The organism is Flavobacterium sp. LHD-85 (assembly GCF_030929595.1).
GTDB lineage: Bacteria > Bacteroidota > Bacteroidia > Flavobacteriales > Flavobacteriaceae > Flavobacterium.
In genome coordinates this window covers 45,154-71,657 of the sequence record NZ_JAVFVR010000004.1, presented here as the reverse complement: position 1 = coordinate 71,657, position 26,504 = coordinate 45,154, and the positions used below count along the sequence as shown (strand labels likewise).

The 26,504-nt window shown below is 33.3% G+C and carries 26 protein-coding genes; 18 read left to right on the top strand and 8 right to left on the bottom strand.

Annotated features, from left to right (window positions below; genetic code table 11):
* Positions 1 to 158 precede the first annotated feature (158 nt).
* Together ligA and RB618_RS08070 are read left to right on the top strand one after the other, a co-directional pair.
* Positions 159 to 2,162, top strand: coding sequence for an NAD-dependent DNA ligase LigA (gene ligA / locus RB618_RS08075; protein ID WP_308068288.1), 2,004 nt, complete (start codon positions 159 to 161; stop codon positions 2,160 to 2,162).
* The gene (locus RB618_RS08070; protein ID WP_308068287.1) at positions 2,152 to 2,844 is read left to right on the top strand and encodes a hypothetical protein; all 693 of its coding nucleotides are present in this window, start codon (positions 2,152 to 2,154) and stop codon (positions 2,842 to 2,844) included. The genes ligA and RB618_RS08070 overlap by 11 nt, the downstream gene beginning before the upstream one ends.
* On the opposite strand, the gene RB618_RS08065 is transcribed toward RB618_RS08070, so the two are convergent.
* Together RB618_RS08065 and RB618_RS08060 are read right to left on the bottom strand one after the other, a co-directional pair.
* Positions 2,831 to 3,742, bottom strand: coding sequence for a metallophosphatase (locus tag RB618_RS08065; RefSeq protein ID WP_308068286.1), 912 nt, complete (start codon positions 3,740 to 3,742; stop codon positions 2,831 to 2,833). The two genes, RB618_RS08070 and RB618_RS08065, sit on opposite strands and share 14 nt — an antisense overlap.
* Before the next feature lie 133 nt (positions 3,743 to 3,875).
* Positions 3,876 to 4,655 (bottom strand): 5'-nucleotidase C-terminal domain-containing protein, encoded by a 780-nt coding sequence (locus tag RB618_RS08060; protein WP_308068285.1) that lies wholly within the window; start codon positions 4,653 to 4,655, stop codon positions 3,876 to 3,878.
* Between the two features lie 47 nt (positions 4,656 to 4,702).
* On the opposite strand from RB618_RS08060, the gene RB618_RS08055 reads away from it, so the two are divergent.
* From RB618_RS08055 to RB618_RS07980, 16 genes are all read left to right on the top strand, one after another.
* On the top strand, positions 4,703 to 5,215 hold the full coding sequence (locus RB618_RS08055) for a hypothetical protein (RefSeq protein ID WP_308068284.1): 513 nt from the start codon (positions 4,703 to 4,705) through the stop codon (positions 5,213 to 5,215).
* A gap of 15 nt (positions 5,216 to 5,230) precedes the next feature.
* Positions 5,231 to 6,112 carry a 4-hydroxy-tetrahydrodipicolinate synthase gene (gene dapA, locus RB618_RS08050; RefSeq protein WP_308068283.1) on the top strand — a complete coding sequence of 294 codons (882 nt, stop codon included), beginning with the start codon at positions 5,231 to 5,233 and terminating at the stop codon, positions 6,110 to 6,112.
* A 139-nt stretch (positions 6,113 to 6,251) separates the two neighbouring features.
* Positions 6,252 to 7,046, top strand: coding sequence for an outer membrane protein assembly factor BamD (locus RB618_RS08045; RefSeq protein WP_308068282.1), 795 nt, complete (start codon positions 6,252 to 6,254; stop codon positions 7,044 to 7,046).
* A gap of 9 nt (positions 7,047 to 7,055) precedes the next feature.
* Positions 7,056 to 7,373, top strand: a complete 318-nt coding sequence (locus RB618_RS08040; protein WP_008463064.1) for a DNA-directed RNA polymerase subunit omega — start codon at positions 7,056 to 7,058, stop codon at positions 7,371 to 7,373.
* Positions 7,374 to 7,380: 7 nt separating this feature from the next.
* On the top strand, positions 7,381 to 8,595 hold the full coding sequence (gene coaBC / locus RB618_RS08035) for a bifunctional phosphopantothenoylcysteine decarboxylase/phosphopantothenate--cysteine ligase CoaBC (RefSeq protein WP_308068281.1): 1,215 nt from the start codon (positions 7,381 to 7,383) through the stop codon (positions 8,593 to 8,595).
* Positions 8,596 to 8,665: 70 nt separating this feature from the next.
* The gene (locus RB618_RS08030; protein WP_308068280.1) at positions 8,666 to 9,550 is read left to right on the top strand and encodes a DUF4835 family protein; all 885 of its coding nucleotides are present in this window, start codon (positions 8,666 to 8,668) and stop codon (positions 9,548 to 9,550) included.
* Positions 9,551 to 9,613: 63 nt separating this feature from the next.
* Positions 9,614 to 11,266 (top strand): DNA repair protein RecN, encoded by a 1,653-nt coding sequence (gene recN, locus RB618_RS08025; RefSeq protein ID WP_308068279.1) that lies wholly within the window; start codon positions 9,614 to 9,616, stop codon positions 11,264 to 11,266.
* Between the two features lie 100 nt (positions 11,267 to 11,366).
* A complete protein-coding gene (gene fabV / locus RB618_RS08020) occupies positions 11,367 to 12,557 on the top strand; it encodes an enoyl-ACP reductase FabV (RefSeq protein WP_308068278.1) in 1,191 nt (396 codons plus the stop codon).
* A gap of 126 nt (positions 12,558 to 12,683) precedes the next feature.
* Complete coding sequence (locus RB618_RS08015; RefSeq protein ID WP_308068276.1) at positions 12,684 to 13,682, top strand: glycosyltransferase; 999 nt, start codon at positions 12,684 to 12,686, stop codon at positions 13,680 to 13,682.
* A 2-nt stretch (positions 13,683 to 13,684) separates the two neighbouring features.
* The gene (gene coaE / locus RB618_RS08010; RefSeq protein WP_308068274.1) at positions 13,685 to 14,281 is read left to right on the top strand and encodes a dephospho-CoA kinase; all 597 of its coding nucleotides are present in this window, start codon (positions 13,685 to 13,687) and stop codon (positions 14,279 to 14,281) included.
* Between the two features lie 59 nt (positions 14,282 to 14,340).
* The gene (locus RB618_RS08005; protein ID WP_308068273.1) at positions 14,341 to 15,927 is read left to right on the top strand and encodes a HAMP domain-containing sensor histidine kinase; all 1,587 of its coding nucleotides are present in this window, start codon (positions 14,341 to 14,343) and stop codon (positions 15,925 to 15,927) included.
* 3 nt (positions 15,928 to 15,930) lie between these two features.
* Positions 15,931 to 16,647 (top strand): response regulator transcription factor, encoded by a 717-nt coding sequence (locus tag RB618_RS08000; protein ID WP_095927693.1) that lies wholly within the window; start codon positions 15,931 to 15,933, stop codon positions 16,645 to 16,647.
* A gap of 478 nt (positions 16,648 to 17,125) precedes the next feature.
* Positions 17,126 to 17,920, top strand: coding sequence for a hypothetical protein (locus tag RB618_RS07995; protein ID WP_308068272.1), 795 nt, complete (start codon positions 17,126 to 17,128; stop codon positions 17,918 to 17,920).
* Positions 17,910 to 19,301, top strand: coding sequence for an RtcB family protein (locus RB618_RS07990; RefSeq protein ID WP_308068271.1), 1,392 nt, complete (start codon positions 17,910 to 17,912; stop codon positions 19,299 to 19,301). The genes RB618_RS07995 and RB618_RS07990 overlap by 11 nt, the downstream gene beginning before the upstream one ends.
* Positions 19,302 to 19,313: 12 nt before the next feature.
* Entirely contained in the window at positions 19,314 to 20,003 is a 690-nt protein-coding gene (prfH, locus tag RB618_RS07985) for a peptide chain release factor H (RefSeq protein WP_308068270.1), read from the top strand.
* Complete coding sequence (locus RB618_RS07980; protein WP_308068269.1) at positions 19,990 to 20,523, top strand: hypothetical protein; 534 nt, start codon at positions 19,990 to 19,992, stop codon at positions 20,521 to 20,523. The genes prfH and RB618_RS07980 overlap by 14 nt, the downstream gene beginning before the upstream one ends.
* 165 nt (positions 20,524 to 20,688) lie before the next feature.
* Here RB618_RS07980 and RB618_RS07975 read toward each other — a convergent pair whose 3' ends face one another.
* From RB618_RS07975 to RB618_RS07950, 6 genes are all read right to left on the bottom strand, one after another.
* On the bottom strand, positions 20,689 to 21,435 hold the full coding sequence (locus RB618_RS07975) for an acyl-ACP thioesterase domain-containing protein (protein WP_308068268.1): 747 nt from the start codon (positions 21,433 to 21,435) through the stop codon (positions 20,689 to 20,691).
* A 51-nt stretch (positions 21,436 to 21,486) separates the two neighbouring features.
* Positions 21,487 to 22,407, bottom strand: a complete 921-nt coding sequence (gene miaA / locus RB618_RS07970) for a tRNA (adenosine(37)-N6)-dimethylallyltransferase MiaA (protein WP_308068267.1) — start codon at positions 22,405 to 22,407, stop codon at positions 21,487 to 21,489.
* A 152-nt stretch (positions 22,408 to 22,559) separates the two neighbouring features.
* On the bottom strand, positions 22,560 to 23,399 hold the full coding sequence (locus tag RB618_RS07965; protein ID WP_308068266.1) for an ion transporter: 840 nt from the start codon (positions 23,397 to 23,399) through the stop codon (positions 22,560 to 22,562).
* Between the two features lie 30 nt (positions 23,400 to 23,429).
* Complete coding sequence (locus RB618_RS07960; protein WP_308068265.1) at positions 23,430 to 24,791, bottom strand: exonuclease domain-containing protein; 1,362 nt, start codon at positions 24,789 to 24,791, stop codon at positions 23,430 to 23,432.
* A 73-nt stretch (positions 24,792 to 24,864) separates the two neighbouring features.
* Complete coding sequence (locus RB618_RS07955; RefSeq protein ID WP_308068264.1) at positions 24,865 to 25,524, bottom strand: YggS family pyridoxal phosphate-dependent enzyme; 660 nt, start codon at positions 25,522 to 25,524, stop codon at positions 24,865 to 24,867.
* 12 nt (positions 25,525 to 25,536) lie between these two features.
* Complete coding sequence (locus tag RB618_RS07950; RefSeq protein ID WP_308068263.1) at positions 25,537 to 26,424, bottom strand: 3-hydroxyacyl-CoA dehydrogenase NAD-binding domain-containing protein; 888 nt, start codon at positions 26,422 to 26,424, stop codon at positions 25,537 to 25,539.
* Positions 26,425 to 26,504 lie beyond the last annotated feature (80 nt).

The window sequence follows — 26,504 nt, the reverse complement described above, 5'->3', positions numbered from 1 at the left end:
TTTTAAGAATAATGGACAAGGAGGAAATCAGATTGCATGAATTTGCAATCTGATTTTTGATTTTCTAAAACTTTTATTTTTTCTGCATTTGAACAAAAATAAATTCTAATTTTGATATTCAGTTTTTCATTACAATAATCTGCAATATTTTACTATTTATGAGCATTCAAGAGACCATTCAAACATTACGAAATGAACTTAATCAGCACAACTATAATTACTATGTGTTAGACAATGCCACTATTTCAGATTATGATTTTGATATTAAACTGAAAGAACTTCAGGATTTAGAAAATAAGCATCCAGAGTTTTTTGATGAAAACTCACCAACGCAAAGAGTAGGTGGAGCAGTAACCAAAAACTTTAAAACGATCGCGCACCAGTACAGAATGTATTCTTTAGACAATTCTTATTCTAAAGAAGATCTTTTAGATTGGGAAAACCGCATTCAGAAAGTTTTAGGAAATGTTAGTTTGCAATATACTTGCGAATTAAAATATGATGGAGCTTCAATAAGCATTACTTACGAAAACGGAAAACTAGTTCAAGCTTTGACGCGTGGCGATGGTTTTCAAGGAGATGAAGTAACAAATAACATCAAAACTATAAAATCAGTTCCATTACATTTAAAAGGAAATTATCCTGATAAATTTGATATTCGTGGTGAAATTATTCTTCCCCATGCTGGTTTTGAGAAAATGAACCAAGAGCTAATCGAAATTGGAGAAACACCATATTCAAATCCTAGAAACACAGCTTCGGGAAGTTTAAAATTGCAAGACAGCGCTGAGGTTGCCAAACGCCCGCTGGAGTGTTTGCTTTATTTTGTAACAGGAAACAATCTGCCTTTTAAAACTCAATATGAAGGATTAGAGCAGGCTAGAAGCTGGGGATTCAAAGTTCCGAAAGAAGCAAAATTAGCCAATAGCATGGATGAAGTTTTTGACTTTATTGATTATTGGGATGTACACCGTCATAATTTACCTTATGAAACAGATGGTGTTGTAGTAAAAGTAAATAGCATTCAGTATCAGGAAGAATTAGGTTATACAGCCAAATCGCCACGTTGGGCAATTGCTTATAAATTTAAAGCGGAACAAGTTTCAACTGTATTAAAATCAATTTCGTATCAAGTTGGTAGAACTGGAGCTATAACACCAGTGGCAAATTTGGAGCCTGTACAGCTTGCAGGAACTATTGTAAAGAGAGCTTCGCTTCATAATGCCGACCAGATTGAAAAATTAGATATTAGAATAAATGACACCGTTTTTGTTGAAAAAGGGGGAGAAATCATTCCAAAAATCATTGCGGTAGATTTAGATAAACGCCCGGAAGATTCTCAAAAAACGCATTATATAACACACTGTCCTGAATGTGAGACAGAACTAGTTAGAAACGAAGGAGAAGCCAATCATTATTGTCCAAATTTCTACGGATGTCCTCCGCAGATTATTGGGAGAATTCAGCATTACATTTCAAGAAAAGCAATGGATATTGAAGGGCTTGGCGGAGAAACGGTTGCTTTACTTTTCAAAAATAATCTAGTGCATAATTATGCAGATTTGTACGAATTGAAAGTGGAGGATATTCTGCATTTGGAAAGAATGGCTCAAAAATCAGCAGAAAACTTGGTAAATGGAGTTCAGAAATCAAAAGAAATTCCGTTTGAGAGCGTTTTGTTTGCGCTAGGAATTCGTTTTGTGGGAGAAACAGTTGCCAAAAAACTAGCCAAACATTATAAAAATATAGATGCTTTAGCTCAAGCTTCTTTAATGGATTTAGTTTTGGTTGATGAAATTGGAGAAAGAATTGCTAAAAGTGTGATTGAATTCTTCGAAAATGAAGAGAACAAGAAAATTATTGAGCGCTTAAAGAGTTATGGAGTTCAATTTGAAATTGAAGAAAAAATAAACCCAAATGCTACCGATAAATTTGCTGGAAAAACTTTTGTGGTTTCTGGAGTCTTTAGTCAATTTTCTAGAGACGACCTAAAGAAAGCCATTGAAGATAACGGAGGAAAAGTAGGAAGCTCAATTTCTGCAAAAACAGATTTTGTAGTAGCAGGAGATAATATGGGACCAGCAAAACTGGAAAAAGCAACAAAGTTGAATATCACTATATTGTCAGAAGAAGATTTTATAAACAAATTAAATGAAGCCTAACAAACCATCATTAATTTTGTTCTTTATTGGCTTGTTTTGTACAATCATTTTTGATTGGACAGAACAAGACGTTTTTGCCACATATGCAAAAGCTATTGTTCTCCCTGCTATTTTTATTTATTATTTAATTAGCAGTGAGTTCGAAATTAAAAAAACAGAAGGAGTGATTTTCTTTTTTTGTTTTGTAGGACAAGTTTATGATTTAATGGATGTTGAAAGCTCTGAATTAGGAGGCGTAATCAGTTTTCTAGTTGTTTATAGTTTAATTGTTACCATATTTATTAGGGAACACGAGAGAATTAGATTAACCAAACGGGATATCCTGCCTATTTCTATAGTAGTGGTGTTTATAGTTTATTTATTAATCTCTGTTTTGAGTCTGCAGCTCGACAGTATGCGGAAATTTATTCTAATTTATACCGTTTACGGAATAGTTTTGAGTGTATTGAGTTATTTCTGTTTTGTAAGTTACATCACAAAAGGAACACATATAGCATTGCTCATGTCGCTCATGGCCATAAGCTACATCTTCTCTGATATTTTCTATATTTTTAATCAATTTTTCTCGTATTCTATTGTTTTAGTTTTAATACGAGATACAACTCAAATTCTAGCTTATTTCTTTATGGTAGAATACTTTTTAGAAAAAGCTAGAATTCAAAAAAAGACTATACCACAATAGTGGTGCTTTGGTTTGTATGTGCTTTGTTTTTATCAAAATAAAAGTCAATACGACCTAAATTGATTCCATAACATCCCACTTGATTTACTAGCACATCTTTTCCAGCCTTATTTTTTACAACAGTAGGTTTGTCTAAGAAAGTGTGCGTGTGTCCTCCAATAATCAGATCAATATCCTGTGTTTGTGTGGCAAATGTCAAATCGCTAATTTTTGTTGGATCATCTTTATACTTGTAACCTAAATGCGAAAGGCAAATTACCAAATCACATTTTTGTTCTTGTTTTAAAAGTTTTGTCATATCCTGAGCAACTTCAACAGGATTGTTGTAAACTGTTTCCAGGTATAATTTTTTATCTACTAAACCTTGAAGTTCAATTCCAACACCAAAAACACCAACCTTAATTCCGTTTTTATTAAAGATTTTGTACGGTTTCACATGCCCGTCCATAACCGTGTTTTTAAAATCGTAGTTAGAGTTGATAAAGTCAAAAGTTGCGTGCGGAAGTTGAGCATATAATCCGTCTAGACCATTGTCAAAATCGTGATTTCCAATTGTAGAAGCATCATATTTCATCATGCTCATCAATTTAAACTCCAATTCGCCTCCATAATAGTTAAAATATGGTGTTCCTTGAAAAATATCACCTGCATCCAATAAAAGAACATTCGGGTTTTCTTTACGGATGGTTTCAATCAACGTTGCGCGACGCGACACACCACCTTTATTAGGATTACGCGGATCATCAGCAGGAAAAGGATCAATGTGGCTGTGCACATCATTAGTATGTAGAATTGTTAGATGCTTAATATCGTTACTTTCAAAACTGCTCAAAGACAATCCTAAACTTAATAGGGCAGTACTCGCTGCTGTTTTTTCGATAAACTCTCTTCTTTTCATTTTATATATTTTTTTGCCAGAGGCTCTATGTCGTTTTAATTTTTTTTAGCCACCAATTTCACGAATTAACACGAATTGGTTTTTCAATCATTTAAAAATTTGTGCAAATTGGTGCAATTCGCGACAAACTCTTTTATTCTTCTGTGATTCTGATATTTTTTGGAGCAACTACTGTGTCTACTTCTTTAAAATAATCAATCAGCACATCTCTAAGTTTATAATTTAGATCAAACTTTTGAGTGCTTTTTGCAAAGAAAGTCATACTGTCTCCACCATTTGCTAAATAATCATTTGTAGCAACATAATATATTTTGCTTAGATCAAGCGGTTTGCCTTGCACCATGATATCTTTTGCTTTATTATCTTTTGTAATGGTAAACGTCATTCCAGACAATGGCTGAGGTTTTTTCTCCTTAATAATATAAGCCGCAATTTCTGCGATTTGCTCACCTTTTAAAGCCATAACAACCAAACTGTTTTCAAAAGGCATAATTTCAAAAGCTGATCTTGTTGTAACATTTCCCTTTGGAAGAATGGCACGAATACCACCATGATTTAAAAGACACAAATCAATATTTTTCTTTTCGCGAGCGTTAAAAACAATGTTTCCTCTTTGTACGCAAACATCGGCCATCAAGCTTCCAATGCCAGTTTGCCATTTTCCAGTGCTTTTGTCGAGAGTTTCAGGGCAATAAGCCAATACATTATCCAAATCCTTATTAATGTGATCGCGATAAGGTTTAATAAAGTTTTCAATTTCAGGAGTTTCCCCAGTTTTTTCGGTAACAGGAAGTTGTTTTCCTTCAATTTTAGTTAGATTGTAGTTTTTCGTACTACAGGAAGAGATTGAAAAAAGTGTTAAGAATATAACAAAAAGTTTTAAAAATCCGTTATACTTTTTTAGTTTTACCATTTTAAATGCAACTTAAATAATTAATTTTGTAATCTAGTAAAAGTACTATGTTTTTGAATTATATAAAGGAATTTTTTGTAAAAAAATCATTAAATGTTAATTTAAATAATGAAAAAAGCGGAGTATTTACTAAAAACATTCAAACAATTGGTTTATTGATAGATGAGAGTTTTTTTGAATCTTCAGAAGCATTAATTAAGGAAATCACACTCCAAGGAATTGCTTTAGAAAACATAAAAGTTCTTGCCTACAGAGAAAAATTTAAGGAAAAAGAAGCTTATCCGCGCCCAACTTTTGGTAAAAAACACATCAATTGGAACGGCGAAATTACAGAAGGTTTCTTAAAAGAATTTATAAATGCAGAGTTTGATCTTTTGCTCAGTTATTATGACGTTGAAAATATTTTTTTAATGTTGGTTACAAGCAAGTCAAAAGCTAAATTTAAAATCGGATTTTCGGCTGTAGATCAAAATTTAAGCCGTTTGATGATTAATACAGAATTAGGAAACTATAAATTATTCGTTTCAGAATTGTTTAGGTATTTAAAAAATATAAAATAAATTATAATAATTAATATGCAATCATTGATAGGAACTGGTGTTGCGCTTGTAACGCCATTTAAAAAAGATTTTTCAGTTGACATTGAGGCTTTACAGAGAGTTGTAAACTTTTCTATAGATGGCGGAGTGGAGTATCTTGTTGTAATGGGAACAACGGCAGAAAATGCAACCCTTACAACAGAAGAGAAAGAATTGGTTATAAAGACTGTAATCGATGTGAATAAAGGAAGATTGCCTCTAGTTTTAGGAGTTGGAGGTAATAATACTATGCAGATTGTTGAAGAATTAAAAACAAGAGATTTTTCTGCTTTTGAAGCGATATTGTCTGTTTCTCCTTATTATAATAAACCAACACAGGAAGGAATTTATCAGCACTTTAAAGCAATTGCTGAAGCTTCTCCAGTTCCAGTAATCCTATATAACGTTCCAGGAAGAACGGCAAGCAATATGCTTCCTTCAACAGTGGTGCGTTTGGCTAACGATTTTAAAAATGTGGTAGCAATTAAAGAAGCTGCTGGAGATATGGCTCAAGCTATGCAGATTATTAAAAATGCACCAAAAGATTTCTTGGTGATTTCTGGAGATGATATGTTGGCGCTTCCAATCGTTTTAGCGGGTGGAGCAGGAGTTATTTCTGTAATTGGACAAGGTTTTCCTAAAGAATTTTCAGAAATGATACGTTTAGGATTGAATAAAAAAGCGGCAGACGCTTACAAAACACATTACTTTTTATCAGACAGTATCGATATGATTTTTGAGCAGGGAAATCCAGCTGGAATCAAACAAATCTTCCAAGCTCTTGGAATTGCTGAGAATACGGTTCGTCTACCATTAGTTTCTGTCGATGAATCTCTAGCGGCGAGACTAAATGACTTTGTAAAAAACAGCATTAAATAATTGTTAAAGTGTTAGTATTTTAAGATACTAAAAAATTATTTTGCAGTAGCTAAATTAATAACTAAATTTGCCACCGAAAGTTCGGTGCGATTTCACTTTGGCATAATTAATTGTCTGAGATTGTAATAACAGTAAGAAAATGAAAAAAACAGTATTGCTTTTAATTGTTGTAACTCTTTTTTATTCTTGTGGAGAATATCAAAAAGCGTTGAAAAATGAAGATGTTGCAGCAAAATTTGAAATGGCAACAAAAATGTATGATGCCGGTAAATACACAAAAGCGATCCGTCTTTTTGAGCAATTAGCAACTTCATATCGAGGAAAACCTCAGGCAGAAAAGCTTTTTTACATGTTTTCACAGTCCTATTATAAAACAAAACAATATTATCTAGCTGGTTATCAGTTTGAAGCATTTGTTTCGGGTTATCCACGAAGTGAAAAAGTGCAAGAAGCAGCTTTTTTAGGAGCTTACAGTTATTCTAAATTGTCACCAGTTTATAGTTTAGATCAATCAGATACTGTAAAAGCAATAGAAAAATTGCAGACTTTCATTGATAATTATCCAAACTCTGAATATATTCCTCAAGCAAATGAGGCGGTACAGAAGCTAAATGGAAAATTGGAGAAAAAAGCATACGAAAATGCTAAAGGATATAATACAATTTCAGATTATAAATCGGCATTAATTGCTTTTGATAATTTTATCGCTGATTTTCCTGGAACGCCTTTAAAAGAAGATGCATTGTTTTATAAATACGATTCAGCATATCAATTGGCTATTAACAGTGTTCCTTCAAAAATGGAAGAACGTCTGCATGTTGCGCAAACGGCTTATGCTAACTTGATGAAATTTAAAAGCGATACAAAGTATAAAGAAAAGGCAGACGAAATGAATGCCAGAGTTGAAACAGATTTACAAAAATTTACTAAATAAAATAAAGTCATGGATTTAAAAAAGACGAATGCTCCTGTAAACACAATAACTTACAATAAAACAGTTATTGAAGAGCCAACAGGAAATGTGTATGAGGCAATTACCATTATGGCTAAAAGAGCAAATCAAATTAATTCAGAGATTAAAAAAGAATTGACTGAAAAATTAGAAGAGTTTGCTACTTACAATGATAGTCTAGAGGAAGTTTTTGAAAATAAAGAGCAAATTGAAGTTTCTAAATTTTACGAAAAATTACCAAAACCACACGCTTTAGCTGTTCAAGAATGGTTAGACGGTAAAACTTACCACAGAAGTTCAAACAAATAATAGTACAATGTCAGTTTTAAACGGGAAAAAGATTTTGCTGGGTGTTTCCGGTGGAATTGCAGCCTATAAAACAGCCACTTTAGTACGACTTTTTATAAAAGCAGGTGCACATGTCCAAGTGATCATGACACCTGCTTCTAAGGATTTTGTAACCCCACTTACATTATCTACTTTATCAAAAAATCCAGTACATTCAAGTTTCTTTAATCAAGACGATCAAGATGAGGTTTGGAACAATCACGTAGAATTGGCTCTTTGGGCAGATTTTATGCTGATTGCGCCTGCGACTGCAAATACTTTGTCTAAAATGGCGACAGGAAATTGCGATAATCTTTTAATTGCCACATATTTATCGGCAAAATGTCCAGTTTATTTTGCACCAGCAATGGACTTGGATATGTACAAACATCCTTCAACTTTATCTAGCTTTGCTGCGTTAAAACAGTACGGAAACATTATGATTCCTGCTGAAAGCGGAGAATTGGCAAGTGGTTTGTCAGGTGAGGGCCGAATGGCTGAACCTGAAAATATCGTTGCTTTTTTAGAAGCTGATTTGGAAAGTAAATTGCCATTAAAAGGAAAAAAAATATTAGTTACGGCTGGCCCGACATACGAAGCGATAGACCCTGTACGTTTTATTGGAAATCATTCTTCTGGAAAAATGGGGTTTGACATTGCTAATGAAGCGGCAAGCTTAGGGGCGGAAGTGTTTTTGATTGCAGGGCCAACTCATTTGAAGGCGAAAAACAGTCTCATAAAAGTGGTTGATGTTGTTTCGGCTCAAGAAATGTACGATGCTTGTCATTTGCATTTTAATGATGTTGATGTGGCAATCGCGGCTGCAGCTGTTGCAGATTATAGACCGAAATTTGTTGCAGATCAAAAGATTAAGAAAAATACAGAAGAATTTTCGATAGAGCTGGAAAAGACAAAAGATATACTGTCTTCTTTGGGGGCTATCAAAAAAAATCAGTTTTTGATTGGCTTTGCATTAGAGACTGAAAATGAAATTGAAAATGCTAAGTTGAAAATTCAGAAAAAAAACTTAGATTTGATTGTTTTAAATTCCTTACAAGATAAAGGTGCCGGTTTTAAAAAAGAAACCAATAAAGTAACGTTTATTGATAAAAATTTTGAAATTGAGCCAATGGAATTGAAATCAAAAGAATCTGTAGCGGCTGATATTTTGAATAAAGTTATTCTGCATTTTTCAAAATCATAAATTTAGAATATACGCCGAAAACATAAATTGGAAACGACTTATGTTTATAAAATTTAACATCTAGACGATTATGAATAAGATAGTTACGCTATTCGTGTTTTTAAGCTTTGGTTTTGTGCAAGCGCAACAGCTAAATTGTACAGTTACTATTAATACAGAACGTCTAACAAATCCTAATAATCAGGTTTTTAAAACGCTCCAGACTTCTTTGGCTGAGTTTGTAAACAAAACAGATTGGACAGGTTCTATTTTAAAACAAAATGAGAGAATAAACTGTTCAATGTACATTACTCTGTCTTCTAACAGTTCAGATCAGTTTACAGGAACCATTCAGGTGCAGTCTTCTAGGTTGATTTTTAATTCTACTTATTCTTCTCCTGTTTTAAATTACAACGATAAGGATTTTAATTTTAGATACACAGAGTATGAACCATTGCTGTTTAATCCAAACACTTACGATTCAAATCTGGTTTCGGTTATATCTTTCTACTGTTATGTGATTTTGGGAATGGATGCTGATACCTTTCAAATGGGGGCAGGAAATCCGTATCTTCAAACTGCACAAAATATTGCTAATGTTGCACAGCAAGGCGGGTTTAAAGGATGGAACCAATCTGACGGACTTCAAAACCGTTACTATTTAATTAATGATATGATTGCGCCAACTTATAGCGATTTACGTCAAACAACTTATGCTTATCATACTGGATTAGATGCAATGACTTTGGATCAAAAAGCAGCAAAAGAAAAAATTAAAAATGCTTTGCTATTAATTGGAAAATTAAATTCAGTAAAACCAAATGCTTTTATAACCCGAGTTTTCTTTGATGCAAAATCAGATGAAATTGTTTCTATTTTTTCTGGCGGGCCAAGCATTCCAATTACCGATTTAACGGATGTTTTGAATAAAGTTTCGCCGTTAAACTCTACAAAATGGTCACAGATTAAATTCTAATCTCGCTTTTCCGTTTTACCATCTTTATTATCATTATAACTTTTATTTTTACAAAACTGCCCTATGATTACGTCACTGTCAATTAAAAATTATGCTCTTATCGAAAAGCTAGCCATAGATTTTTCTAAAGGTTTTTCTATAATTACAGGTGAGACAGGTGCAGGAAAATCGATTATTTTGGGAGCTATTGGCCTTGTTTTGGGCAAAAGAGCAGATCTTACTTCGTTAAAAAATAAAGAAGAAAAATGTGTCATTGAAGCACAGTTTGAAATCGGAAAATATAATTTAAAAGAATTTTTTGAAGCCAATGATTTAGATTATGAAGATGAAACCATAATAAGAAGAGAAATTCTTCCGTCTGGTAAATCTCGTGCTTTTATAAATGATAGTCCAGTAAATCTTCAGGAATTGCAGGATTTAAGTTTGTATTTAATTGATATTCATTCACAGCAGCAAACTCAAGAGTTGTCAGATGAAAGCGTACAGTTTAAAATTATTGATGCTATTGCTAATAATTCAGATGTAATTGCTGAATATCAAAAACTGCTTAAATCTTATAAAGCTGATAAATCAAAATTAAATGCATTACTGAAAAAGCAAAGTGATGCAGGAAAAGAGCAGGAATACCACATATTTTTATTAAATGAATTGGTTGCTGCACAGTTAAAGTCTGGAGAGCAGGCAGAATTAGAAGCTGATTACGAAAAGCTGAATAATGTTGAGATCATTAAAGAATCTCTAGATAAATCTTTAGCGATTGCAAATGAAGAACAATTTGGCGTTTTTCATAATTTGAATGAAATCAAAAATGCATTGCAAAAAGTAGCTCCTTTTTCACCCGAATATCAAAATCTATTTGAAAGAATTACAAGTTTAACGATTGAGTTTGATGATATTTCTAAAGAATTAGAAAGCTGTTCAGAGAAGTTGTTAAATGATCCGGCGCAACTAGAATTGATAAATCAGAAATTGCAATTAATTTATAATTTGCAGAAAAAGCATCAGGTAAGTTCTGTAGATGATCTTCTTCAGATTCAATCAGATTTAGGAAATTCTTTATTGGAATTGGATAATATGGATGAAGAAATTGCTTCTTTGTCTAAAATTATTGAAGAAAAGGCGGTTGAATTGGATAATTACGCATCGAAAATACATGAAAACAGAGTAAATGCAATTCCGAGATTATCAGAACAGCTTGTTTTTATTTTAGAAACTTTAGGAATGCCAAATGCTCGCTTTAATATGGAATTGTTGCCTTCGGAAACGTATTTCCTAAACGGAAAAGACGAACTGCAATTTTTGTTCTCTGCAAATAAAGGAACTGATTTTGGATTGCTTAAAAAAGTAGCTTCAGGAGGGGAGATGTCTCGTATCATGTTGGCTGTAAAAGCAATCTTGGCTAAATATTCTAAATTGCCAACTTTAATTTTTGATGAGATTGATACAGGAGTTTCTGGAGAAATTGCAATCAGAATGGGAGAAATCATGAAAGAAATGAGTGCGACAATGCAAATATTTGCCATTACGCATTTGCCTCAAATTGCTGCAAAAGGAGATTCTCATTTTAAAGTTTCTAAATCTACAGTTGGAGACGATACGCAGTCTGAGTTAAAGCTTTTGTCTCAGGATGAAAGAGTTATAGAAATTGCTCAAATGCTATCTGGTGCAGTCGTTTCTGATTCAGCTTTAAATCATGCGAAAGCCTTGTTGAACTAAAGAAATACTTTATATTTGTCATCGAAAAAATAAGTAAACAAACGGTAATAAGCGCTCATTTACTTAATAAATAGCTTATTAACGAATAAATAAAACAAGTATGATTATAGAACCTAGAATGAGAGGATTTATTTGTTTGACTGCCCACCCAACGGGAGCTGAGCAAAATGTAAAAAATCAAATCGAATACGTGAAATCTAAAGGACAAATTGCCGGTGCTAAAAAAGTTTTAGTAATTGGTGCTTCTACAGGTTTCGGATTAGCTTCAAGAATCACTAGTGCTTTTGGTTCTGGTGCAGCGACAATTGGAGTATTTTTTGAAAAACCGCCAGTTGAAGGAAAAACAGCTTCTCCAGGTTGGTATAATTCTGCGGCATTCGAAAAAGAGGCTCATAAAGCAGGTTTATATGCAAAAAGCATTAACGGAGATGCATTTTCAAACGAAATTAAGAGAGAAACTTTAGATTTAATTAAAGCAGATTTAGGACAAGTAGATCTTATAATTTATAGTTTAGCTTCTCCAGTACGTACAAATCCAAATACAGGTGTTACACACCGTTCAGTTTTAAAACCAATTGGGCAAACGTTTACAAACAAAACAGTTGATTTCCATACAGGAAAAGTTTCTGATGTTTCAATCACTCCTGCAAATGAGGAAGATATTGAAAACACAGTTGCTGTTATGGGAGGTGAAGACTGGGCAATGTGGATTGACGCTTTAAAAGCTGAAAATTTATTGGCTGAAGGAGCTACAACAGTTGCTTATTCTTATATCGGGCCAGCATTGACTGAAGCGGTTTACCGTAAAGGAACAATCGGTCGTGCAAAAGATCATTTAGAGGCTACTGCATTTACTATCGGTGATTCTTTAAAATCTATTGGAGGTAAAGCATATGTTTCTGTAAATAAAGCATTAGTTACACAAGCAAGTTCTGCAATTCCAGTAATTCCATTATACATTTCTCTTTTATATAAAATCATGAAAGAAGAAGGAATTCACGAAGGATGTATCGAACAAATCCAGCGTTTATTCCAAGACAGATTATACAATGGTTCTGAAGTTCCTGTTGATGAAAAAGGAAGAATCAGAATTGATGATTGGGAAATGCGCGAAGATGTTCAAGAAAAAGTGGCTAAACTTTGGTTAGAAGCTACAACAGAAACATTACCTGAAATCGGTGATTTAGCAGGATACAGAAATGATTTCTTAAACTTATTCGGATTTGAAGTTCCTGGTGTTGATTACAACGCAGACACTAACGAAGTTGTTGAGATTGAAAGTATCAAATAATACTAGTTTACATAGTAAATCGAAAAACCATCAGCCAAAAGTTGATGGTTTTTTTGTGAATATACCATATCTTTGTTAAAATTTTACAACACTAAAAATATACCCTTTAATAACGCGCATTCTGCTATGATTTTTTCTTTAATTATACCCGTGTATAATCGTCCAGATGAAGTTGATGAGCTTTTGGAAAGTCTCTCAAAATCTGATTATAATGAAGCTTTTGAAATTGTTCTTGTCGAAGATGGATCTTCAGTTCCATGTCGAGATGTGGTGATGAATTATCAAGGAAAATTAAATATTTCATATTATTTTAAAGAAAACTCAGGTCCAGGAGATTCTAGAAATTTTGGAATGCAGAGAGCCAGAGGTGATTATTTTATCATTTTTGATTCAGATTGTATCATTCCATCGCAATATTTGACAGAAGTGCGTAAAGAGTTAGATGCAAATTATGTGGACTGTTTTGGAGGGCCAGATAAAGCATTGGACAGCTTTTCGGATATTCAAAAAGCAATCAATTTTGCCATGACTTCTTTCTTAACGACTGGCGGAATTAGAGGAGGCTCCGAGAAGATCAACAAATTTCAGCCACGTAGTTTTAATATGGGGATTTCTAAAAAAGCTTTTGAAGCTTCAAAAGGTTTTGGAAACATCCATCCTGGAGAAGATCCTGATTTATCTATCCGTTTATGGAATCTTGGATTTGAAACAAGACTTTTTAAAGAGGCTTACGTGTATCATAAGAGAAGAATCGATTGGGAAAAATTCTCTATTCAGGTGAATAAATTTGGAATTGCTCGTCCAATTTTGAATAGCTGGTATCCGGAACATAATAAGTTAACTTTTTTCTTTCCGACTTTATTTATACTTGGATTATTATTAGCTTTTTTATTGTTAATTTTCAATATCGATATTTTATTACAATTATATTTCGTATATTTCGTTATAATTTTTCTTACAGCTAGTATTCAAAATAAAAGTATCAAAATTGGATATCTATCTGTAATAGCGGTGTGGAAGCAGTTTTATGGTTATGGAACAGGATTTTTAAAATCATATGTAAAGGTGATTTTGTTAAAGAAAAAACCGCAGGAAGCTTTTCCGCGTATGTTTTTTAAATTATAAGAATGACAAAAGTTATTGGTCTTACAGGAGGAATTGGCAGCGGAAAAACTACTGTTGCAAACTATTTTGAAGAGATGGGCGTTCCTGTTTATATCGCTGATGACGGTGCTAAAAGAGTAATGCAGTCAAAAAATATTCTTGCAGAAGTGAAATCTTCTTTTGGTGGCAATGTTTTTGATGGAGAAGTTTTAGATCGCGCCAAGTTAGCGCAGGTAGTTTTTAATGATAAAGAACAATTGGCGAAATTGAATGCAATTGTCCATCCAGCAGTAAAGTTAGATTTTGAAGATTGGCTTGAAAAGCATGAAAATTATGACTATGTGATTTATGAAGCCGCTATTTTGTTTGAAAGTGGCCGATATAAGGAATGCGACGTAATTATAACTGTTACTGCTCTGGAAGAAGTGAGGATTGACAGGGTTATAAAGCGAGATAAAACTACGAGAGAACAAGTTTTAAGTAGAATGAAAATGCAGTGGAATGATGAAAAACGAATTTCTAAGAGCAATTTCGTGATTAATAACAATAATCTTAAAAATGCTAAAGAAGAAGTTGTTAAAATTCTTAAAATTTTAAATATAAAACAAAAACAGTCTTAAATGTTAATATTTGGTTAATGTATTATTTAGTATATTGTTAAAATATTAATTTTGTTTCGATGAATAAATTATTTTTTAGAATACTTGTTTTACTGATGAGTCTGTCTTTGATAGGGATAATTCTGGTGCAAGTGTTTTGGTTCAATTCTTCGTTCAAGAATAATGAAGAGCAATTTAAATACCACGTTACTCAAGTAATTGGAAATGTTGCAGATAAACTGGAACAGCAAGAAGAGTACAGTTTCTACGACAAATATAACCGTATTAAAGACAGTACGGGTAAAATTCCAAAAAAAGAAGATTTATTAGAAGTACTTTACGTACAGAGAAATACAAAAACGAATAAAACAATCGTTTATTCAAATACATTGACATCTGAAGATTACGATATCAATGGTTCTGTTTTTAACAAAAAATTCAGTAGTGAACGTTTTAAAAATTTTAGTTCAAAAAGAGTAACAGAAGTTTATAATAACAACGCAGGGATTGATAACAATGGCTTAGGACAGAGCATTATTCCTGATCTTAGAAGTGAAAAATCAGGAAGTTTAGATATTTTAAATAAAGTTCAGCAACAGATTCAATATAAAGATATTGCCTCTTTGACTCCAATTGAAGGGAGAATTACAAAAGACAAGCTTTATAAATTATTGAAAAAAGAGCTCGAAGAATATGGTGTAAAGACCAAATTTGAATTCGGAATATACAGTAGTGGTGTTCCAACAAAAATTAAATCCGATGGATTTCATTTTGATAAAGAATCTACTTATAATATTCCAATTTATACAGATAATGAAGGAAATAGCAGGTATGAATTATCAGTTACTTTCCCGCACAAAAAGAAATTCTTATTATCTGAATTATTAAGTATTACTATTTTATCAATAGTTTTTACATTGATTATAATAGTTGCATACACAAGTGCGTTAAATCAATTATTGCGTCAGAAGCATATTTCTGAAATCAAAACAGATTTTATAAATAACATGACGCATGAATTTAAAACTCCAATTGCAACTATAAATCTTGCATTAGATGCTATTAGAAGCCCGAAAGTTATTGAAGATAAAGAAAAAGTTTATCGTTATCTTCAAATGATTCGAGACGAAAATAAAAGAATGCACGCTCAGGTTGAGAACGTTCTCCGTATTTCAAAATTAGAAAAAAGAGAACTTGATATAACCAAAGAGCCAACTGTGATAACAGATATAATTGACGATGCTATTGAGCATGTGAATCTTATTTTAGAAGATAGAAAAGGTAGCGTAGTAAGGCATTATAATGCAGCAAGAACAACTTGTTTGATAAACGAAGTTCACTTTACAAACGTATTGGTTAATATTTTAGAAAATGCTATTAAATATTCGCCAGATGCGCCAGAGATTGAAATCTTTACTGAAAACATTAAAGATATGATTCTGATTAAAGTGCGAGATCATGGAGTAGGAATGAGTAAGATAGCTCAAAAACGAGTATTTGAGAAATTTTACAGAGAGCATACAGGTGATCTTCATAATGTAAAAGGACATGGTTTGGGGCTTGCTTACGTAAAAAGAATAGTAGAGGATCACAACGGTCAAGTATATGTAGAAAGCGAAAAAGGAAAAGGTAGCACCTTTATAATAAAAATACCATTAATAAATTAAAATATGGAAAATACTAACAAAAGAATACTTTTAGTAGAAGATGACCTAAATTTTGGGGCGGTTCTTAAAGATTATCTAATGTTAAATGACTTTGAAGTTACTTTAGCTAAAAACGGTATGGAAGGTTTCGAGAAATTCAAGAAGGATGTATATGATTTATGTATTCTTGATGTAATGATGCCTTATAAAGATGGTTACACTTTAGCCAAAGAAATTAGAGAGAAGAACAGTGAAGTGCCAATTATCTTTTTAACAGCAAAATCTATGAAAGAAGATGTGTTAAAAGGATACAAAGCTGGTGCCGACGACTATTTAAATAAACCTTTTGATTCAGAAGTTCTTTTAATGAAAATTAAAGCAATCATTCAAAGAAAATCAGCTGATACAAAAGCAGAACAAGTGCAATTTGAATTTAATATTGGTAAATTCCACTTAAATTCAAAATTGAGATTCCTTACTTTCCAAGATGAAGAGCCAATCAAATTGTCTCCAAAAGAAAATGAGTTGTTAAAAATGCTTATTCTTCATGAAAATGATTTAATGCCAAGGGAATTAGCTTTGACTAAAATCTGGAGAGATGACAACTACTTTACTTCAAGAAGTATGGACGTTTACATCGCTAAATTGAGAAAATATTTAAAAGCAGATGAAGATGTTGAAATCTTAAACATTCACGGAGAAGGTTTCAGATTAGTAATAAAAAGCAAAGTTTCTGAATAATTCATTCAGCAAAAAATATATAAGCTCTGAGAAATCAGGGCTTTTTTTGTGTATAAAGCTAGAATATTTTGGCTTATTTTTATAATATAAATTTTGTTTTAATTTATTGATTTTTAGAGCAATAGTATTCTTCTTGGAAGTATAGAAAGTATTGTTGAAATTTATTTTGAAGAATTTTCTTTAAATAAATTTGGAAAATCAAAAAAGTATTATGAATATTTGCACACGAAAAAAATAATAACCCTTTAAAAACGAAGAAAAAATGTTTGTACTTACATTGACATCTCAGAGCTTTACACCAAATGTATTTGGTGAAGCAATTCTTCGTGGCTTATTTCAATCTTAGAAATATACTTTTAAATATATAAAAAAGCCCGAAGACAATAAGTTTCGGGCTTTTTTTTATTCTAGACTCTTCAAAATTTTCCCGAAAATCGATTTTTAGAATTTATCCGTCAGGATAAATAGTTTGGCCTTCATGGCTGTTAATTTAATGCACGATAATTTTTTTATGGAAAATTATACGGTAGACGAGTATGCTTTATGTGCTCGTTTTAAAAGTAAAAGAAGAAAGAAAAGAGTAGTAAAAGAAGATTTTGAAAAACAATTAATTCAGTTAAGAAAGCTTGAAGTTGAACTTTGGAAAAAAAGAAGAAACTTACCATTAGTTCCTTTAGAAATTCCTTACCAAAAAGGCTGGCAGCGCAATTTTAAATTAAGAGATGATGTTACCAGATCAAGTGAAGCCCCATTTTACAGAGAATTATTGGAAAAAATAAACACATGGCAATTTTCTCCTGAAAAATCTTTTAAGAGAAAGAAAAAAAGAAAGAGAAAACATGTTTATGTTGAAAAAATCCAAACTGTAAAAGAGTTTTCAGAATGGGAATGGAGAAGTTCAAAATTAGAATTGACCGAAAAAGAAAAAGCACATTTTTATAAAAGGGAACGTTGGTGCAGCAATTGCAAACGATACAAAATTCATTATGTATTTAACGAGCCTTGGAGATATGTGCTTCGCGTGAGCCCATATATGATAACACATACAAAAATGGTTGATTCAGATTTAGAAAGCGAAATTCAACTTATTGACAATTATATTGTTAATTGTAATCTTAGAGAAAAAACAAACAGATTAATACACGGCAGTTCTCGTAAATGGAGTTATTACGAAAAAGAAAATCCAAAAGAGATAAGTCCAATTAAAAATAAAAGTCTGCACACTTTGTATCAACAATACGCAGATGAAATGATAGAAAATCATGGGAAATAAATTATCTGGAAAAGACCTGATTAAATTAGGTTTTCCAAAGAACAATTCAATAAACATTGCCTTAGGGCAGATAAATAGATATAGAAAAAGAGAAAAAAAGGAATCTATTCTAACAGAAGCAAAAGATGTGCTTTTAAATCCTGAAAAATATGAAGGAAACGGAACTTGGGGAAAAGTTGCCGAAGGTTTAATTAAGCCAGTCCAGATAAGAATGCATCAGCTTAAAAATACTAGAGCGCCTTTTAAAATTTTTGGAGAAAATGAAATCGATGAGCAAGCAAAATTTCAATTGTATGATTCGTTAAAACTACCAATTTCAGTTGCGGGAGCTTTAATGCCAGATGCGCATTCGGGATACGGATTACCAATTGGAGGAGTGCTGGCGACTGATAATGCGGTTATTCCTTATGGTGTTGGTGTTGATATTGGTTGCAGAATGAGTCTTTCTATTTTTGATTTGCCAGCTTCTCATTTCAAGGGAAGAGAACATCAATTGGAAGCGATTTTAAGAGATAATACCAAGTTCGGAATGAACGAAGTACAATCGTCAAGAGTGGATCATGAAGTTTTTCATAAGAGCGAATTTCAGGATATTCCGTTGTTAAAGAATCTTTTGCCAAAGGCGTATAAGCAATTGGGAAGCTCGGGCGGAGGAAATCATTTTGTAGAATTTGGAATAGCTAAAATTGATAATCCAGAAAACGAATGGAAATTAGAAAAAGGAGAATATTTTGCTGTTCTCTCGCATAGCGGTTCCCGCGGATTGGGCGCAAATATTGCGAAGCATTATACTTATTTGGCAACAAAACAATGTCCGTTACCGAAAAATGTGCAGCATTTGGCTTGGCTGGATTTAAATACGCACGATGGCCAAGAATACTGGTTGGCAATGAATTTAGCAGGAGAATATGCCAAAGCTTGTCACGATGATATTCATCGAAGAATTGGCAAAGCGATTGGGAAAAGAGTAGTGGTAACTATAGAAAACCATCACAATTTTGCTTGGAAAGAAACTGTAAACGGTCAGGAATGTATAGTGCATAGAAAAGGAGCAACACCTGCAGGTGAAGGGCAATTGGGAATTATTCCAGGTTCGATGACAGCGCCAGGTTTTATTGTGAAAGGAAAAGGAAATGCGGACAGTTTAAACTCAGCCTCGCATGGTGCTGGACGTTTATTTTCGAGAGCGAAATGTAAAAGCAGTTTTACACAAAGTCAGATTAACAAAGAATTGAAGAAACATGCTGTGACTTTAATTGGCGGTAATATTGACGAGGCTCCAATGGCATACAAAGACATTAAAAAAGTAATGGCAAACCAAACCGATTTGGTTGAAGTTTTGGGAACATTTACGCCAAAGATTGTTAGAATGGACCGCTAAAAAAGATTTGAAATGGAAAGAATAATTCAGATAACAGCGGGTCGCGGACCTGCAGAATGCACTTGGGTTGTTGCCCAAGTGCTTAAAAAAGTTTTGGAAGAAGCACAAGAACACCAACTGGAAACAGTTTTACTGCAAAGAGAAGCGGGAACTGAAAATGGAACTGTGGAAACAGCATCGATCGCTATAAAAGGAAAAAATGCAGATCAATTTGTGAATTCTTGGATAGGAACGGTTCAATGGATTGGTCAGAGTCAGTTTAGGAAAATGCACAAACGTAAAAACTGGTTTATTGGAATCTTTGAAATCGAACAGCAGAGAAATAACTCGTTTTCTGAAAACGATATTCAATACCAGGCAATGCGAAGCTCGGGAGCAGGAGGGCAGCATGTGAATAAAGTTAGTTCTGCTATTCGAGCAACTCATATTCCAACAGGAATTGCCGTTGTCGCGATGGACAGCCGTTCTCAGCACCAAAACAAGAAATTGGCAACAGAAAGATTAATTAAAAAACTTGAAGACGAGAAATTGCTTCAGCTTAAAAATCACGTAGGGAAACAATGGGAAAATCAGCTTAATGTGGAGCGCGGAAATCTGGTGAGAGTTTTTACTGGAAGTGATTTTAAAAAGAATAAAGTAGAGAAAAGCTACAAAGAAACTCGTCAGAAATTAAAAAATGACCTAAGAAATGAAAACAACTGATAAATACCTTTTTCAAGCCTTGGATAATTATCCGTTTTGGTTGGAAGGAACAATTGAATCTTTAGATTATGCTTTTTCTTATGATGATAAAAACACGATGGTGTTGTGTTTGTACGGAAGAATTCAGGCAGAGCAATTAATGAATTATGAAGAAGCGAAATCTTATTTTCAGCAAGCTTTAGCGATTAATATTCATGCTCTTGAAGTATATCCGTATTATTTAAAAACGTTGATTTTAAACGAAGATTATGAAGAAGCACAGAAATTAATTGATTTTGCTTTGACAGTGAAAGGAATCAATAAATCGGAGATTTATATTAAGAAAGCAATTTTGTTAGAAGTGCAGCATAAATTTAGAGAGGCTTTAAAAGAAATTAAGCAAGCAAAATTATATTCTATTCAACATGACTATGATTCAGGAATTAGTGAAGTTGAGAAAAGAATTAAAGGTAAAATGGATTTGCTAAAAAAGGAAAAAGAGACGAAGTCTAAGAAAGGTTCTAAAAAGAAATCGAAATGATTTTCGTAAAAAAAAAGATGCAATTTGCATCTTTTTTTATTTAGTACAATTTCCCGCAAGGTTTTCAAAACCTTGTAGGTTTGTTATTTAGAATCTACCATTTTTAACTACAGTGAAATACCTACAAGGTTTTGAAAACCTTGCGGGACAGTTGCCTGTCAAGATTTATTTCCAATTTAATTCTAAAGCAAAACAAGTTTTTTCGCCTTTTGTAATGCTGAAAGTTGCTGTTGTATGATCATCATCCTCACTTTCGTGAATTACAACATTATCTTGTAATGAAAGTTCTTTCATGAAATTCATCTCGAAACTTTTTACTTCTTGTTTCATGATTCTTTTTGGATCAACATGATCAAGGCACCATTCTAAATATTTTACATTATTTACGTGATTTACAATGTCTAAATCTGATAAATAGACTGTTTTTTCGAAAACAGCTTCTTTTTCGTGATTAATGTTTATTTTTGAAAAACCTTCTTCTGTGGCTCTTTTTTCAGGAAACAATTCGAAATGTTCAAAAGGAAGTGCCAAAGCTTCTGGACGGCGGGCTTTTGTATTAAAAACAGCCCAATAAGTTTCGCTTCCAACAATCTTTTTTCCGTTTACATACATCTCAAGCGCACGAACAGAACGTGAATTTTCAAGACTATTAATCCAAGTTTTTACCGTTACAATATCTTGCCATTTCGGTAAAGCAGTAATTTCAACACGCATGCGACTTAAAACCCATGCTTGGTCAAATTCCTGCATATCTGTAAAGCTGATTCCGCCAACTTCAGAATGTGCAGCAGCTGTAAGTTGTAAAAGATTGCATAAATCGGTATATTTTAAATAGCCGTTTGGTGTGCACTGCGTGAAATTAATTTCCCAGTCTTTGCTTAGAACTGATGTGAAATTTGGTGATATAGGCATTTTTTATTTTTTTAGAGAAAAGAGTAAAGATTATAGAAAAAAGATTGGATTTTACTTTAGAAGATTCTTTATGTAATTAATAATTTCTTTTCTATCTGTTGCGTAGTCGAACCATTTTGTGTTTTCGTTTCGTTTGAACCATGTTAACTGCCTTTTGGAAAATCTTCGTGTGTTCTTTTTTATTTCTTCAATTGCGAAAGGCAAAGTGAATTCTCCGTCAAAATAACTAAATAATTCTCGATAACCGACCGTTTGTAAAGCATTTAACTCTTTGTTAGGATAAAGTGATTTGGCTTCTTCCAGCAATCCCGTATCCATCATAATATCGACACGCTGATTTATTCTATTGTAAATTATCTCTCTATCCGCATCTAAACCAACTAAAATAGGAGTAAAGTTCCTTTTGTTTTTCTTCAGATTCAAAAATGAAGAATATGGTTTTTGAGAGCCAATGCAAACTTCTACAAAGCGCATCATTCGTTGCGGGTTCTGGAGTGTTTGTGGATTTTCGGCTGTTATTTTCTGATAATATTCTGGATCTAAATTTTTCAGTTGTTCTTGAAGATATTCAATTCCAAGTTTTTCATAATTTGAATTTACTTCAGCGCGAACTTTCGGATCGATTTCTGGGAACTCGTCAAAACCTTTTAAAATAGCATCAACGTATAATCCTGAACCACCAATAAGAATTGCAAAATCATTGTTTTGAAATAATTTTTCAATTTTGGCTAAAGCTTCTTTTTCGTAATCGCCAACAGTGTAATTTTCGAAAATAGATTTGTTTTGAATGAAATGATGTTTGGCAGCATTTAGTTCTTCCTGATTGGGAACGGCAGTTCCGATGGTCATTTCTTTGAAAAACTGACGGCTATCGCAAGAAACGATTTCACATTTAAAATGTTGTGCCAAAGCAATACTCAAGGCTGTTTTGCCTATAGCTGTTGGTCCGACAATGGTAATTAGGTACTTCATATTTTTTAGCCCAGATGGAAATGGAAACCCCGGACTTATATTTGTTGCATTTTTTTGGTGTAAAAGAGCGACCAACGGAAGCTCCTTTTATGCCTTAAAAAATTACAAATATAAGGAGGAGTTGGAATGTACAGCTGGATTAGCTTCTAAAATTAATTATTTGGCAATTCAGTTCCGCATTCGTAACAATATTTGGCATTGTCAAAATGAACTTGAGACTGGCATTTTCTGCATATTTTTTTACCGCTTACAGAGTTGTTTCTTAAACTGCTTTTGGCAAATTCGGCAGTTACAATTCCGGTTGGAACGGCGATGATTCCGTAACCTAAAATCATTACAAACGCTGCTATAAACTGTCCTAACGGAGTTTGCGGTGAAATGTCTCCGTAACCAACTGTTGTTAGGGTTACAATTGTCCAGTAAATTCCCATTGGAATACTGGTAAATCCTGATTCCCGACCCTCAACCAGATACATTATTGTGCCGATGATTACGGTGCTGATTAAGACGAAATAAATGAAAACCAGAATTTTTTCTTTGCTGGCCTCTATAGCTTCTTTTAATTGCAGGGATTGATGGTTGATTTGCGGAATATGCAAAATTTTGAATAATCGGAGAAAACGCAATGCTCTTACGATTGATAGAATGCTCGCGCCAGGTAAAAAGATAGACAAATACATAGGCAAAACGGCCAGCAAATCGATGATTCCGTAAAAGCTGAAAATATATTTAACGGGTTTTTGGATTGAGATAATTCTCAGTGCATATTCTATGGTAAAAAATATGGTGATTACCCATTCGCATATCAATAATTGATCGTGATATTTAGCGCTTATGCCTTCAACGGTATCGAGCATTATTAAAAGTACGCTTAGTAAAATTAAACCCAGCAATACTAAATCGAACATTCTGCCTAATATGGTATTGGTGCCATACAGAACGATTTTGACTTTTTCTCTAAAGATTTCGTATTGTGATTTATTGTTTTTCATATCCTTAAAGATAATGAAAGTTTAGATTTGTTAAAAATGAAGTATTTTTAATGATTTGCTTTTACGGATGTAGCTCTGAATAATATTCTTTACATCGCGATTGTGTTGCATCGGAACCAGAATGTTTTTTAAGATATCGATATTTGTGATTTGATAATTAAGATCGTAATAGGCGTAACCTTTGTAAATTCCGTTTTCGATCAAGATTGCACTTCGTTCGTTTACATTTCTCCCTCTATCGATAAGAACCATGCTTTTATTCTCAAAACTATTTTCGGAGATGAATTGCTGTACTCTCAAATTGTAAATTTCTGGAGTAATTTCGCCAATACAAGCGCCATCACATTCTTTGATTTTGTACTGAAAACATTCTTTTTTGGTTTGGTATAAACCTGTCAGTTTTTGGCACAAATGATATTTTGCCGTAATCTTAAAAAGTGCATTTTTTCCTTCCTGCAAAGAAGCGTAGGAAGTAATTTCTTTTTTACGTCCGTCTGCTTTTTCCAGTTTTAAATTGATGTAGCCGTTTGCATCTTTTTCAGAATACAAGGCATATTGAAAAATGGTTTTGCGCTGTGCACGATTGTATCTTGGTCTGTTTACCTTGATTTCTTCACTTTCTTTTAAAAGAGCAATTAATTCGCTTCCGGTTTCATCGTAAGTGATGGTGAAAACTTCTGCCTGAATTCGTTTGCTTTTGGTTGTAACTCCTGTAAAATGCTGATTGACTCTTTTTTTGATGTTTTGGCTTTTGCCAATGTAAATTAAAGTTCCGTCTTCTTTGTAGATATAATAAACGCCTGTTTTAGCTGGCATTTGATTTAAAATATCCAAGAATTTTGGTGAGATCCCTTTTTCGACTTCTAGTTTTATAAAATCTTTTACGATTGTTTTCTCAGTGTCTTTTTCTAGAAGCATTTTGAAAAGCTTGGTTGTTGCCATAGCATCTCCGCTGGCGCGATGTCTATCGGCCATTGGAATTCCAAGTGAACGGACTAGTTTTCCTAAACTGTAAGATGGCTGTTCTGGAATTAGTTTTTTTGCTAATTCTACTGTACAAAGTGTTTTAGCTTCAAAATCATAGCCTAAACGTCTGAATTCTGTGCGTAGAATTCTATAGTCAAATGAAGCATTGTGAGCGACAATAACGCAATCTGTGGTAATTTCTATAATTCGTTTAGCAACTTCGTAGAATTTTGGAGCAGAACGCAACATTGCATTGTTTATTCCTGTCAGTTTTACTACAAAAGGCTGAATCGGAATTTCGGGATTGACAAGGCTGATGAATTGGTCAACTACTTCATGTCCGTCAAATTTGTAGATGGCGATTTCAGTAATTCCCTCTTCATTAAATTGTCCCCCAGTGGTTTCTATGTCTAATATCGCGTACAAATTCAGTATTCAGTGTTCAGTTTTTAGTATTCAGTTTGTAGAGGCGCACTGCAGTGCGTCTTTACGGCAGGTATTAACGCCCGCCAAAAATGCTGCTTCCAATGCGAACCATTGTGCTTCCGCATTCAATGGCTAATTGATAATCTCCAGACATTCCCATTGATATCGTGTTCAGACTGCAGTTTTCTGTTTGCAGATCTTTTATCGAATCAAAAATGGATTTTAAATGGGTAAATTCTTTTTTAATCTGGTTTTGGTCTTCTGTGAAAGTTGCCATTCCCATTAAACCTAAGATACGAATATTTTTTAATTCTTTAAACTCTGGAGAAGTTAAAAGTTCATTTAATTCGTTTTCGTCCAAACCAAATTTAGATTCTTCTTCAGCAATATAAATTTGAAGGAGACAATCTATAATTCTATTATTTTTTAAAGCTTGTTTATTGATTTCCTGCAATAATTTCAAACTGTCAACGCCGTGAATCAAAGTGACATACGGCGCCATAAATTTGACTTTATTGGACTGAACATGACCAATCATATGCCATTGAATATCTTTTGGCATTTGTTCCCATTTCTCAGTCATTTCCTGAATTTTGTTTTCTCCAAAAATACGCTGGCCGGCTTCATAAGCCTGCATCAAGTCTGAAACAGGTTTTGTTTTTGAAACGGCAACAAGAGTTACATGTTCAGGTAAAGTTGCTTTAATTGTATTTAAATTCGATTGAATCGACATGATATTTCTTTTTTATAAAAACTGCTTCGAAATTTTCTCAGCCTTTTTGCTTTCGCTGTAATCATAAAAACCTTCACCAGATTTTACTCCCAGTTTTCCAGCTCTCACCATGTTTACTAAAAGTGGGCATGGAGCATATTTGGGATTTTTGAATCCGTCGTACATTACGTTTAGAATGGCAAGACAAACGTCAAGTCCAATAAAATCTGCTAATTGCAATGGTCCCATTGGATGCCCCATTCCTAATTTCATAACCGTGTCAATTTCGTATACTCCTGCAACATCATTGTATAACGTTTCAATTGCTTCGTTTAGCATTGGCATCAAAATTCTGTTTGCCACAAAACCTGGATAGTCGTTTACTTCTACAGGAACTTTACCTAATTTTTCAGATAAATCCATGATGATTTTAGTCACTTCATCGCTTGTATTGTATCCGCGGATGATTTCTACCAATTTCATAATCGGTACCGGATTCATAAAGTGCATTCCGATAACACGTTCAGGATGCGCTACAACAGCTCCAATTTGTGTGATTGAAATTGAAGAAGTATTGGTTGCTAAAATCGTATTGTGAGAGCAATATTCATTCAGTTGCTTGAAGATGTTCAGTTTTAACTCAACGTTTTCAGTTGCTGCTTCAACTACTAAATCAACGCCAACAACTCCGTCTTTTAAGTCTGTATACGTAATAATGTTAGTAATAGTTTTAGCAACATCTTCTTGGGTGATGGTTCCTTTAGATAACATACGATCTAAGTTGGCAGCAATAGTTGCCATTCCTTTATCTAATGATTTTTCAGAAACATCGATTAGTTTTACGGTAAATCCGCTTTGCGCAAAGGTATGAGCAATTCCGTTACCCATTGTTCCTGCTCCAATTACAGCTATTGTTTTCATTTTATGCTAGATATTTTTTTATGATTTAGCCACGAATTCACCAAATAATTCGTGAATTCGTGGCTATTTATTTTGATTAC

What these genes read in the sequence shown, in the direction of transcription:
- RB618_RS07990 (WP_308068271.1), top strand. Translation starts at nt 17,910, where the DNA reads ATGGGAAATAAATTATCTGGAAAAGACCTGATTAAATTAGGTTTTCCA.
- RB618_RS08055 (WP_308068284.1), top strand. Translation starts at nt 4,703, where the DNA reads ATGTTTTTGAATTATATAAAGGAATTTTTTGTAAAAAAATCATTAAAT.
- RB618_RS08005 (WP_308068273.1), top strand. Translation starts at nt 14,341, where the DNA reads ATGAATAAATTATTTTTTAGAATACTTGTTTTACTGATGAGTCTGTCT.
- fabV (WP_308068278.1), top strand. Translation starts at nt 11,367, where the DNA reads ATGATTATAGAACCTAGAATGAGAGGATTTATTTGTTTGACTGCCCAC.
- RB618_RS07980 (WP_308068269.1), top strand. Translation starts at nt 19,990, where the DNA reads ATGAAAACAACTGATAAATACCTTTTTCAAGCCTTGGATAATTATCCG.
- RB618_RS08015 (WP_308068276.1), top strand. Translation starts at nt 12,684, where the DNA reads ATGATTTTTTCTTTAATTATACCCGTGTATAATCGTCCAGATGAAGTT.
- RB618_RS08040 (WP_008463064.1), top strand. Translation starts at nt 7,056, where the DNA reads ATGGATTTAAAAAAGACGAATGCTCCTGTAAACACAATAACTTACAAT.
- miaA (WP_308068267.1), bottom strand. Translation starts at nt 22,407, where the DNA reads ATGAAGTACCTAATTACCATTGTCGGACCAACAGCTATAGGCAAAACA.
- prfH (WP_308068270.1), top strand. Translation starts at nt 19,314, where the DNA reads ATGGAAAGAATAATTCAGATAACAGCGGGTCGCGGACCTGCAGAATGC.
- RB618_RS08045 (WP_308068282.1), top strand. Translation starts at nt 6,252, where the DNA reads ATGAAAAAAACAGTATTGCTTTTAATTGTTGTAACTCTTTTTTATTCT.
- recN (WP_308068279.1), top strand. Translation starts at nt 9,614, where the DNA reads ATGATTACGTCACTGTCAATTAAAAATTATGCTCTTATCGAAAAGCTA.
- RB618_RS08000 (WP_095927693.1), top strand. Translation starts at nt 15,931, where the DNA reads ATGGAAAATACTAACAAAAGAATACTTTTAGTAGAAGATGACCTAAAT.
- RB618_RS08065 (WP_308068286.1), bottom strand. Translation starts at nt 3,742, where the DNA reads ATGAAAAGAAGAGAGTTTATCGAAAAAACAGCAGCGAGTACTGCCCTA.
- RB618_RS08030 (WP_308068280.1), top strand. Translation starts at nt 8,666, where the DNA reads ATGAATAAGATAGTTACGCTATTCGTGTTTTTAAGCTTTGGTTTTGTG.
- dapA (WP_308068283.1), top strand. Translation starts at nt 5,231, where the DNA reads ATGCAATCATTGATAGGAACTGGTGTTGCGCTTGTAACGCCATTTAAA.
- RB618_RS07950 (WP_308068263.1), bottom strand. Translation starts at nt 26,424, where the DNA reads ATGAAAACAATAGCTGTAATTGGAGCAGGAACAATGGGTAACGGAATT.
- ligA (WP_308068288.1), top strand. Translation starts at nt 159, where the DNA reads ATGAGCATTCAAGAGACCATTCAAACATTACGAAATGAACTTAATCAG.
- coaBC (WP_308068281.1), top strand. Translation starts at nt 7,381, where the DNA reads ATGTCAGTTTTAAACGGGAAAAAGATTTTGCTGGGTGTTTCCGGTGGA.
- RB618_RS07965 (WP_308068266.1), bottom strand. Translation starts at nt 23,399, where the DNA reads ATGAAAAACAATAAATCACAATACGAAATCTTTAGAGAAAAAGTCAAA.
- RB618_RS07955 (WP_308068264.1), bottom strand. Translation starts at nt 25,524, where the DNA reads ATGTCGATTCAATCGAATTTAAATACAATTAAAGCAACTTTACCTGAA.
- RB618_RS08060 (WP_308068285.1), bottom strand. Translation starts at nt 4,655, where the DNA reads ATGGTAAAACTAAAAAAGTATAACGGATTTTTAAAACTTTTTGTTATA.
- RB618_RS07995 (WP_308068272.1), top strand. Translation starts at nt 17,126, where the DNA reads ATGGCTGTTAATTTAATGCACGATAATTTTTTTATGGAAAATTATACG.
- coaE (WP_308068274.1), top strand. Translation starts at nt 13,685, where the DNA reads ATGACAAAAGTTATTGGTCTTACAGGAGGAATTGGCAGCGGAAAAACT.
- RB618_RS07975 (WP_308068268.1), bottom strand. Translation starts at nt 21,435, where the DNA reads ATGCCTATATCACCAAATTTCACATCAGTTCTAAGCAAAGACTGGGAA.
- RB618_RS08070 (WP_308068287.1), top strand. Translation starts at nt 2,152, where the DNA reads ATGAAGCCTAACAAACCATCATTAATTTTGTTCTTTATTGGCTTGTTT.